Raw genomic sequence first — 10,113 nt, 5'->3', positions numbered from 1 at the left:
GGTTATGGACTTATAATAATGAACGCCCTAACATGGGCATAGGTGGGATAACACCCATACAAAAACTGGAAAAGTTAAACAACGAAAATTCTACAGATAACCTCCATTAAAAATGGGGAGATTACCATCCCTTTAATGTTTAATTGTGCATTACATTAGCCTATACGCGCTGCAAAGTCCGAATTATTTTACATCGCATACAAAGGCAAGTTTGTCGTTTTTATAACTCATTCGCGTTATGTTTGTCTCGCAATATGGGCTTAAGTTAAGCCATTGAGAAACCTCATCGGTGCCACTTAAATTACGCATATATACACGGTTTTTAACCGCATAAGCCACTGTATTAGCATCTTTTAAAATAAAGTCCTGTACTTGCTCTGGCAATCTAAGTAAATCTTCTACCTGTTTAGATTGCGGGTTAAAGCTTGCTAAAATATGCTGATCATTTTTTGTGTAACTAAATAAAAATCTTGCGGTTTTACTGTTATAAATAAGCGTACGCCCTATGTTACTTGCTACCACCTCGCCTTTTGCCGCAGCAACCGAAGTATATTGCAATGTATGTGGCTCACCTAAAATAAACATCACTAAGTCGCTTTGAGCGCCCCATGCGTGGTAGCCAACAGGTTCAATCCAATCAAAAATACGGCTCGGTGCTTGCTCAGTATCGAGTGGGTATTGCCACAACTTTTGTTTGCTATCTTGCTCTACCACAATGGCCGATAAACTTTGTTTTGAGGGCATAACAGTGGGCGAATATTCGCTCACTGGCGTATTTGTTATGTTACTTACTTGCTTGGTTGCTAAATCATAATAGGCAATATCGGTTTGACTTTGCTCGCTTGAAATAACTTCATGGGTGAAATAAATACCCTGGTTTGTTAAATAAGGTTGGTTGTTATAGCTATTTTTGTCGCTCACTATACTCACTTGCATACCGTAGGGTGTATTTAAATCAGCAAGTAATATTTGGCTTTTAGGCATGCTAGCCTGCGCTGTAGCAAGGCTTAGCGCCGCTAAAGAGACTAGCCCAAGCCATGGTTTAATAAGTTTCATGCTTTCTCTCGTTTTATTTTTAAGCACCTCATGATAACGTTATTTGCCGATGGCGTCACTTGACCTAAGTCAGTCAACTCTTTATAACTAACTTGGTCCTAAAAAAGAGAAAATACATGTCAGCTAAACATCCTATCATTGCTATTACAGGTTCGTCGGGTGCGGGAACTACCACTACCACCAATGCAATTAAACATATTTTTCGTAGCCTCAACATTGATGCGGCTTTTATCGAAGGAGATAGCTTTCATCGTTACACGCGCCCAGAAATGGATAAAAAAGTACGCGAAGCACAACAAGAAGGTAAACACATAAGTTACTTTGGCCGTGAAGCCAATGACTTTGGCGCATTAGAAACCTTATTTGGTACCTACGGCGAAACAGGCCAAGGCAAGTTACGCCGATACTTACATACCTTTGACGAAGCAGTGCCATACAATCAATTACCGGGGACGTTTACCCCTTGGCAAGATCTTGAAACAAACACTGATCTAATGTTTTACGAAGGCTTGCACGGTGGCGTGGTTGATCAGGAGCATGATGTAGCTAAGCACGTGGATCTACTTATAGGCATGGTGCCTATTATTAACCTTGAATGGATCCAAAAATTGATCCGCGATACGCAAGACCGCGGCCACTCTCGCGAAAAAGTAATGGACTCCATTGTACGCAGTATGGATGACTACATTAACCACATCACACCGCAGTTTTCGCGCACCCATATTAACTTTCAACGTGTGCCAACGGTTGATACGTCAAACCCATTTAGCGCAAAAGATATTCCTTCGCTAGATGAAAGCTTTGTGGTTATTCGCTTTAGAGGAATTGATGACGTTGATTTTCCGTATTATTTACAGATGATTGAAGGCAGCTTTATGTCACGTATAAATACCCTTGTGGTGCCAGGCGGTAAAATGGGTTTAGCAATGGAGCTGGTGCTTACTCCGCTAATTAAAGACATTATTGTTAAAAAGCGAGCTCTTGAAAACCTAGCCCCTTTAGATATACCCATTTAGCCCCTCTTTTATGATTTACACTTCTGACGTACACTGCTGCTTTTGCTAACAGTGAGGGAAAACGTGTCGCACTCATTAAAAATTATTGTGGGCTCTAAAAACCCAGTAAAAATTAACGCTGCAAAACATATTTTTGCAATGTACTTTCCTAGTTACGAAATTGATTGCCAAGGCGTTGATGCTCCCTCAAATGTTCCCGATCAACCAATTGGCGAGGAACAAACCCGTATAGGCGCACAAAACCGAGTTACTTACTGTAAAAACATGTACCAAGCAGATTACTACTGTGCAATGGAAGGCGGTGCAGAGCAATTTAGCTATGGTGCTGCAACCTTTGCCTATGTTGTTATTAATAATGGCTCTGAGCAAGCGATAGGACGCAGCAGTAACCTGCCGTTACCGCAAGTGTTATATAACGCGCTGCTAAGCGGAGAAGAGCTTGGCGATGTAATGGATAAAGCATTTAACACTCATAATGTTAAGCAGAAAGGCGGCGCGATAGGGCTTCTCACAAACAATCATGCCACTCGCCAAAGCACCTACACCCAAGCGCTTACCTTAGCTATGGCTCCTTTTTTACACCCTAGCCTTTATCAGGAAAATTAATGAAATACAGTTATGTACTGTTTGATGCAGACGAAACACTATTCAGGTTTGATATTTTAGCGGGAATGACCCGCATGTTTAAAGCGTACAACATTGAGTTTACCCAAGCCGATTACATCCATTACCAAAAAACTAATAAGCAGCTGTGGATAGATTATCAAGATGGAAAAATTAGCGCCGATTACTTACAAGTAACCCGCTTTAACGAGTGGGCTGTAAAATTAGGGGTACCCGCTAAGGAGCTAAACGATGCATTTTTAGACGCTATGGCACAAATTTGTGAACCACTCCCCGGCGCAATCGATTTACTAAATGCCTTAAAACCGCATGCACAATTGGGTATTATTACTAATGGCTTTGCACGTTTGCAAGCCCTGCGCCTAGCGCATACCGGCCTTGAAAATATGTTTGATTGGCTGGTTATTTCGGAACTGGTAGGCATTGCTAAGCCTAACAAGGCTATTTTTGAGCACACATTTGAGCTTATGGGTAACCCAGACAAAAGCAAAATATTAATGGTGGGCGACACTGCCTCTAGCGATATTTTAGGAGGCAATAATGCCGGTATTGATACCTGTTGGCTACAGCACCCAGGCGAGCAGTTACCTGCAGGCATAAGCCCAACCTACACCATAACTGAACTGGCACAGTTACCAACAATTTTAGCGCTTTAAGCTGCGCGTCAATTATTCAAAATTAATAGTTATTAGCTGCAACTCGCTAATTTAAGGCAAAAAAAATGACGCTATTAAGCGTCATTTTTTATAACTGTTTGTGAGCGTGTATTTTTAAAAAATACTAAATTAGGCCGTCGCTAATTCAAGGCCGGGTGCAGGCATCGTAACAGGCGTTTCAAATGTTGCCCACTCCCATGCTGACTCTGTTGCCATAATTTTGCGAAGTAACTTATTATTTAAATCGTGACCCGATTTATAAGCCGTTACTTTACCTAGTAGGTTATGACCTGTCATAAACATGTCGCCCACACAGTCTAATATTTTGTGTTTTACAAATTCATCGCTGTAGCGCAAACCATTTGGGTTTAGTACTTTAAAGTCATCAAGTACTACTGCGCTGTCCATGCTGCCACCAAGTGCTAGGTTATTAGCATGCATGTATTCAATGTCTTTCATAAAGCCAAACGTACGTGCACGGCTAATTTCTTCAGTAAAGCTTTGCGCAGTAATATCTAAACCAATGCGCTGGCGGCTTTCATTAATGGCCGGGTGATCGAAGGCAATTTCAAAGTCGATGTGAAAACCATCATATGGTTCTACTTCGGCCCATTTATCACCTTCTTCAATACGTACTTTTTCTTTTATACGAATAAAGCGTTTCGCAACATTTTGCTCTTCAATACCGCCTTTTTGTAACAAATAAATGAACGGTAATGCACTACCATCCATAATCGGCACTTCTGAGCTGTCTAATTCAACAATTAAATTATCGATACCCATTGCAGCAACCGCTGCAATTAGGTGCTCAGTCGTTGATAAGCGAACGCCATCTTTGTTAATTAAACAGGTACACAGCTGCGTATCACCAACGGCTTCAGGTGTTGTTTCAAAATCAACAACCGGATCAAGGTCGACACGACGAAATACAATCCCGGTATTTGCGCTCGCAGGTCGGAGAGTTATTGTGACCTTCTCACCTTTATGAAGTCCAATTCCTATGGCTTTGACTACTTGTGCAATCGTACGCTGTTTAATCATAGGTTCGCTCACTTTTAAATCAGTTACAGTTAGACGGTGGAGTTTAACATAAATCCTTTTGCCTTTCAATATTTGTACATATTTCAAACAAAAACATTAGTAAATGTTAATCAGCCTGCTTACGTAAAAAAGCCGGAATATCAAAATAATCTCCGCCTTCTGATTTATCCGCTTTTTTACTGTTTTGCGCTGATGAACTTGCCGTGTTGCTTGAGCTTGTAGATGGCGCTTGTTCTTTGCTTTCTACTTGCGTGCTTGGCATCGTTTCTTCAGTGCTTGTGCCTTGGCTTGCAAAGCTTGGTACGTACATGCTGCTAGATTGCTTTGATGAACTTGCTACATCAGAACCTGATGCCTTTTTAAAGCCGTTATCAACAATACCAAACTGCGGACGACGATCGCCGCCTAAACCCGTAGCAACAACGGTTACACGTAACTCGTCGCTCATTTCTGGGTCAATAACCGCACCTACAACCACAGTTGCATTTTCAGACGCTAGCGCTTTAACGTGGTTACCCACAATTTCAAATTCTTCAATCGCAATGTCCATACCCGCGGTAATATTAACCAAAATACCTTTAGCACCGGTTAAATCAACGTCTTCTAGTAATGGGCTTGAAATAGCCGCTTCTGCAGCTTCTTGAGCACGATCTGGGCCTGATGCAGAGGCTGTGCCCATCATGGCAGTACCCATTGCTGACATTACGGTACGTACGTCGGCGAAATCCACGTTAATTAAACCAGAACGTGTAATTAGCTCCGCAATACCTTGAACCGCACCAAAAAGTACATCGTTTGCTTTAGCGAAGGCATCTAATAGTGTAGTCCCTTTACCTAAAACTTTAAGCAATTTATTGTTCGGAATTGTAATAAGTGAGTCTACAATTTCTGACAATTCGTTAATGCCTTGTTCAGCAGCTGCTGCGCGCTTTTTGCCTTCAAAGTCAAAAGGGCGCGTTACTACAGCAACCGTTAAAATACCTAATTCTTTGGCAATTTTAGCAACCACTGGTGCAGCACCAGTACCTGTACCACCACCCATGCCGGCAGCAATAAATACCATATCTGCGCCTTCAAGGCTGGCACGGATTGTTTCTGCATCTTCTTCAGCCGATTCGCGGCCTACTTCTGGGTTTGCACCTGCACCTAACCCTGAGGTGATTTGCGTGCCTAGTTGTACGGTAATATCGGCAGCGGAATTACGTAATGCTTGTGCATCCGTATTTGCGGCTATAAAGCGCACGCCTTCTATTTGTTGTTTTACCATGTGCTCAACAGCGTTACCGCCGCCACCGCCCACGCCAATTACCTTAATTACAGCTTCTTCGCTGTGTTGTTCCATCATATCAAACATGTTTACTCTCCGACTTGAGTACTTTAAAACTCGCCTTGGAACCATTTAGTAATGCGGTTCCACCAATTATTATTATCCTCTGCTTTCGACTTTTGTGCATTCATCGATTGCATAGTGCGCCCGTATTGTAACAAACCTACAGCGGTTGCGTACGAAGGATCGTCTACGTAGTCTGTCAAACCAACTATCCCGATTGGTTTGCCTATTCTCACTGGCATTTGGAAAATGTCTTCAGCCACTTCCATTGCGCCAGTCATTTTAGCAGTCCCGCCTGTAATAACGAGGCCTGCCGCAATTTGGTCTTCTAAACCTGAGCGACGAATTTCTTCCATCGCTAATTCAAATAATTCTCTAAAACGAGGCTCTACCACTTCAGATAAAGTATGGCGCGACATTAATCGTGCTGGTCGCCCGCCTACACTTGGTACTTCTATGGTGTCTTCGTTACTGGCCATTTGGCTACTTGCACATGCATATTGTACTTTGAGTGACTCAGCATGTGATATAGGTGTACGAAATATTTTTGCAATATCACCGGTTACTTGATTACCCGCCACTGGGATAACCGAAGAATGGCGTAATGCCCCGTTAATATAAATAGTGATATCCATTGTACCACCACCAATATCAAGTACCGCTACACCAAGCTCTTTTTCGTCATCGGTTAAAACCGAGTAACACGATGCAAGTGCGGTAAATATAAGCTGATCAACCTCTAAACCACAGCGCTCAACACATTTTTCAATGTTTTTAGCCATGTCGTTTGAGCAGGTAATAATGTGTGCACGTGCTTCCATACGTACGCCGCTCATACCAAGGGGGTTTTTAATGCCCTCTTGCATATCAATGCTGTATTCTTGCGGTAATGCATGCAGCATTTTACGCTCGGCCGAAATGGGCACAGAGCGCGCTATATGAATTACATTTTCAATGTCTTCATCGGTTACTTCTGTATTATTGATAGCAACCACGCCGCTTTCGTTTTGACATTGTATGTGCTTGCCAGAAATCCCTAAGTACACTGAGCTAATACGACAATCAGCCATTAACTCGGCTTCATCTATTGCTCGGCGAATCGACTCAGACACTAAGTTTAAATCGTTAACGCCGCCTTTATCCATACCATGAGATACTTGGCTGCCCACACCAACAATGCTGAGCTTGTTATCTGCGGTGATTTCACCTACCGTGGCCACCACTTTTGAGGTACCAACGTCTAATCCAATCACTAGGTTTCTTTCTGCTAACTTAGTCATGCCTTACTCTTATTTTGTAATTGCTGTTCTTGCACAGGCTTATAGCTAACTGCAAGGCCGGTATCATAGCGTAAATCTATTGCATCTATTTGTGCATCTGCACGCTTTTCCATGCGCGGGTACACATCTATAAACCGCTGTACTCGCTTTGCTTTGTCTTTGCGCCCTAAATTTAAGCGCACACCATTATCTAACCATAACTGCCACGAAAAACGCTCCGAAAGGGCTAAGCTTTTTAACGTTAATGCATTTACCTTTAGCATTTCGTCAAACTGCTTAAAGGCAATCCACGCTTCTTTTTCGCTGCCTTCTGGGCCGTAAAGTTGCGGTAAATCATTGGCGAGTTTATCGCTACTTGCTTCAAAGGCATCGCCACTTTGGTTTAGCAGTAAATCGCTATTCCAATGGGCTACGGCTTCGTGTTCAACTACGTACACTTGTATTGTATCGGGCCATTGCTTGCGTACCGATACGGTTGCAACCCAAGGTAAATCTTTTACCAGTTGCTGTACGCGTTTTACATCTAGCTCAAAAAAACTGCTTAAATCGGCCTTTTTTATTGCTTTTATTATGGCCTTTTCGTCAGTGTATTTGGGCTTTCCTAGCACTGTTAAGTGCTTTATTTGTGCATCTTTGTTCTCTACTAGCCAATCAGATACACCGGTAGTTATTTGCACGAGCCCAATCACTACCACCAGAAAAAAGCTCACACCAAAAATTAGCGACCAATTAAAGTTAAGTTGCTGTTTTAACTGTTGAGCTTTTTCTAAAAGGGGATGCATATTAAAGCGTTTGCCCCAAAATGCGAACAACTAATTGCTCAAATGTTGCCCCGTTTGCTTTTGCCGCCATAGGCACCAGCGATTTCTCGGTCATGCCAGGGACTGTATTTACTTCTAATAAATAAAAGTTCCCCTGCTCATCTTGCATGGCATCTACACGGCCCCAACCGCTTGCACCCACTAAATCAAACGCCTCTAACGAGATAGCCTGTAAGTGCTGTGTATCTTGCGCCGATAAATCTGCAGGGCAATGATACTGTGTTGTATTTGATTGATACTTAGCTTGGTAATCGTAAAAACCATTTGGAGTCGTCATTTCAATCACAGGCTGTACTTCATCGCCTAATACCGTCACGGTAAATTCGCGCCCAGTTATCCACTGCTCTACTAACACTTGGCTATCAAACTTAAAAGCGTGTGTAAGGGCATCTTCAAGCTCTTGAGCGGTACTTGCTTGCGCCATACCTATGCTTGAGCCTTCGTGCGATGGCTTAACCATTACTTTTTTAAACTCATCCATAATGGCTTTTGCATCAAAGCCTTTTTTAGCATCAACAACTGCATAAGGCGCTGTGCTTAGCCCTGCAGATTTAAATAAATGCTTACAACGTACTTTATCCATTGCCAAGGCTGAACCTAATACAGTGCTGCCCGTGTATGGCAAGTTCATAAATTCAAGCGCGCCTTGCACTGTCCCATCTTCGCCACCACGGCCATGCAAAGCAATAAAAACACGATCGACCTGTAATTCTTTCAGCTCCCACAAAGAGCGATTTTGCGGGTCAAAAGCAATGGCATCAACGCCGGCATTTTGTAGTGCATTAAGCACCGCTTGCCCTGAACGTAGTGACACTTCGCGCTCTGCTGAGTTACCCCCAAGCAGTACTGCTACTTTACCAAATTGCGCGTTTTCTTGCGTCATACTTCACCTTGCTTTAATTTTTCCACCGACATACCTGTTGCCGCTAATGTTTTAACCAATTGTCCTATATTACCAGCGCCTTGCGTTAAAACTAAGTCGTTATTTTGTAAGTTATCGGCCAGCACACCAGCAAGCTCTGCGCTCGTTGCTACATGTAGAGGCTCTTTTCCGCGCTGACGTAAGCTGCGGCACAGGCTTTTACTGTCTGCACCAACAATAGGCTCTTCGCCGGCACTGTACACATCTAGTAATAAAAGTTGATCTACATCTGCTAATACTTTTACAAAGTCTTCGTATAAATCGCGTGTACGGGTAAACCTGTGCGGTTGATAAACCATAACTAAACGCTTTTCTGGCCAGCCTTCGCGTACCGCTGCAATGGTGGCAGCAACTTCTGATGGGTGATGTCCGTAATCATCCACCAGCATGACATTGCCGCGCTCATTTTCAAAACTGCCATAATGCTGGAAGCGTCGTCCTATGCCTTCAAATTTTTGCAGCGCCTCTAAAATTGCGTGGTTAGCAATGTTTTGATCTTTAGCCACTGCAATTGCCGCCGTGGCATTAAGTGCGTTGTGCTTACCTGGCATATTAAGCGTTGCACTTAAGCTTTCACCGCTTTTATGTGTCACAGTAAAAGTACAAGTACTTGCTGATTGGCTAAAATCGCTCATGCGGTAGTCGGCATCTTTTGACTCGCCATACGTGATCACAGGGCGACCAAAACGCGGGATCAACTCACTTGCTACCTGCGAGTCTATGCACACTACGGCTAAGCCATAAAATGGCAGGTTATGAATAAAGTCCACATAGGTGTCTTTCATTTTCTCAAGACTGCCGCCATAGGTTTCCATGTGATCTTCTTCAATATTGGTGATCACCGATACCATAGGCTGTAAATGCAAAAACGATGCATCGCTTTCATCTGCCTCAGCAATTAAAAAGTCGCTCTTGCCCACTTTTGCGTTACTGCCCGCGCTATTTAATAAGCCGCCAATAATAAAAGTAGGATCAAGCCCTGCCTGAGCATAAATGCTGGCAATTAAACTGGTTGTTGTGGTTTTACCATGTGTGCCCGCAATGGCAATGCCATGGCGAAAACGCATTAATTCGGCAAGCATTTCTGCACGGCGAACTACCGGTATACGCGCTGCTTTTGCAGCAATAATCTCAGGGTTTGTTTCATCAATAGCACTTGAAACAACAACTACATTGGTATCTTTTACGTTGTTTTCGTGATGGCCTATAAATACTTCAGCACCGGCTTTAATTAAGCGTTCGGTCATTGCGCTGTGCGCTATATCTGAGCCTGTAATGCGGTAGCCTTCAAAAGCCAGTACTTCAGCAATGCCGCCCATACCCGCACCACCAATACCAATAAAATGGATGGTTTCTATTCGACGCAT

At 43.1% G+C, this 10,113-nt stretch carries 10 protein-coding genes; 3 read left to right on the top strand and 7 right to left on the bottom strand.

Annotated elements, in window-relative coordinates:
- Nucleotides 1-183: 183 nt before the first annotated feature.
- Complete coding sequence (locus PSI06_RS17175; protein ID WP_273604447.1) at nucleotides 184-1,056, bottom strand: hypothetical protein; 873 nt, start codon at nucleotides 1,054-1,056, stop codon at nucleotides 184-186.
- Between the two features lie 116 nt (nucleotides 1,057-1,172).
- On the opposite strand from PSI06_RS17175, the gene PSI06_RS17170 reads away from it, so the two are divergent.
- From PSI06_RS17170 to yjjG, 3 genes are all read left to right on the top strand, one after another.
- Nucleotides 1,173-2,072: a phosphoribulokinase gene (locus PSI06_RS17170; protein ID WP_273604448.1), complete on the top strand. Its 900-nt coding sequence runs from the start codon at nucleotides 1,173-1,175 to the stop codon at nucleotides 2,070-2,072.
- Between the two features lie 63 nt (nucleotides 2,073-2,135).
- On the top strand, nucleotides 2,136-2,678 hold the full coding sequence (yjjX, locus tag PSI06_RS17165) for an inosine/xanthosine triphosphatase (protein WP_004589424.1): 543 nt from the start codon (nucleotides 2,136-2,138) through the stop codon (nucleotides 2,676-2,678).
- Nucleotides 2,678-3,352 (top strand): pyrimidine 5'-nucleotidase, encoded by a 675-nt coding sequence (yjjG, locus tag PSI06_RS17160; RefSeq protein WP_054982322.1) that lies wholly within the window; start codon nucleotides 2,678-2,680, stop codon nucleotides 3,350-3,352. Before yjjX ends, yjjG begins: the two co-directional genes overlap by 1 nt.
- A 129-nt stretch (nucleotides 3,353-3,481) precedes the next feature.
- Here the strand turns inward: yjjG and lpxC are convergent, their stop codons facing one another.
- From lpxC to murC, 6 genes are all read right to left on the bottom strand, one after another.
- Nucleotides 3,482-4,393: a UDP-3-O-acyl-N-acetylglucosamine deacetylase gene (lpxC, locus tag PSI06_RS17155; RefSeq protein ID WP_004589422.1), complete on the bottom strand. Its 912-nt coding sequence runs from the start codon at nucleotides 4,391-4,393 to the stop codon at nucleotides 3,482-3,484.
- A 106-nt stretch (nucleotides 4,394-4,499) separates the two neighbouring features.
- Nucleotides 4,500-5,747: a cell division protein FtsZ gene (gene ftsZ, locus PSI06_RS17150; protein WP_273604449.1), complete on the bottom strand. Its 1,248-nt coding sequence runs from the start codon at nucleotides 5,745-5,747 to the stop codon at nucleotides 4,500-4,502.
- A gap of 23 nt (nucleotides 5,748-5,770) precedes the next feature.
- The gene (gene ftsA / locus PSI06_RS17145) at nucleotides 5,771-7,003 is read right to left on the bottom strand and encodes a cell division protein FtsA (RefSeq protein ID WP_273604450.1); all 1,233 of its coding nucleotides are present in this window, start codon (nucleotides 7,001-7,003) and stop codon (nucleotides 5,771-5,773) included.
- On the bottom strand, nucleotides 7,000-7,785 hold the full coding sequence (locus PSI06_RS17140; RefSeq protein WP_004589419.1) for a cell division protein FtsQ/DivIB: 786 nt from the start codon (nucleotides 7,783-7,785) through the stop codon (nucleotides 7,000-7,002). Before PSI06_RS17140 ends, ftsA begins: the two co-directional genes overlap by 4 nt.
- A gap of 1 nt (nucleotide 7,786) precedes the next feature.
- Nucleotides 7,787-8,707 carry a D-alanine--D-alanine ligase gene (locus PSI06_RS17135; protein ID WP_024033298.1) on the bottom strand — a complete coding sequence of 307 codons (921 nt, stop codon included), beginning with the start codon at nucleotides 8,705-8,707 and terminating at the stop codon, nucleotides 7,787-7,789.
- Nucleotides 8,704-10,113, bottom strand: a complete 1,410-nt coding sequence (murC, locus tag PSI06_RS17130) for a UDP-N-acetylmuramate--L-alanine ligase (protein WP_407073079.1) — start codon at nucleotides 10,111-10,113, stop codon at nucleotides 8,704-8,706. Before murC ends, PSI06_RS17135 begins: the two co-directional genes overlap by 4 nt.

It is taken from the genome of Pseudoalteromonas sp. GABNS16E (genome assembly GCF_028598715.1).
Classification (GTDB): domain Bacteria; phylum Pseudomonadota; class Gammaproteobacteria; order Enterobacterales; family Alteromonadaceae; genus Pseudoalteromonas; species Pseudoalteromonas atlantica.
Note: the sequence above shows the minus strand (reverse complement) of the source record. Positions and strands in the feature narration are given on the sequence as shown.

Excerpts from the sequence above, each read along its gene's own strand:
- PSI06_RS17175 (WP_273604447.1), bottom strand. The coding sequence starts at position 1,056 with ATGAAACTTATTAAACCATGGCTTGGGCTAGTCTCTTTAGCGGCGCTA.
- PSI06_RS17170 (WP_273604448.1), top strand. The coding sequence starts at position 1,173 with ATGTCAGCTAAACATCCTATCATTGCTATTACAGGTTCGTCGGGTGCG.
- yjjG (WP_054982322.1), top strand. The coding sequence starts at position 2,678 with ATGAAATACAGTTATGTACTGTTTGATGCAGACGAAACACTATTCAGG.
- lpxC (WP_004589422.1), bottom strand. The coding sequence starts at position 4,393 with ATGATTAAACAGCGTACGATTGCACAAGTAGTCAAAGCCATAGGAATT.
- ftsZ (WP_273604449.1), bottom strand. The coding sequence starts at position 5,747 with ATGTTTGATATGATGGAACAACACAGCGAAGAAGCTGTAATTAAGGTA.
- ftsA (WP_273604450.1), bottom strand. The coding sequence starts at position 7,003 with ATGACTAAGTTAGCAGAAAGAAACCTAGTGATTGGATTAGACGTTGGT.
- PSI06_RS17140 (WP_004589419.1), bottom strand. The coding sequence starts at position 7,785 with ATGCATCCCCTTTTAGAAAAAGCTCAACAGTTAAAACAGCAACTTAAC.
- PSI06_RS17135 (WP_024033298.1), bottom strand. The coding sequence starts at position 8,707 with ATGACGCAAGAAAACGCGCAATTTGGTAAAGTAGCAGTACTGCTTGGG.
- murC (WP_407073079.1), bottom strand. The coding sequence starts at position 10,113 with ATGCGTCGAATAGAAACCATCCATTTTATTGGTATTGGTGGTGCGGGT.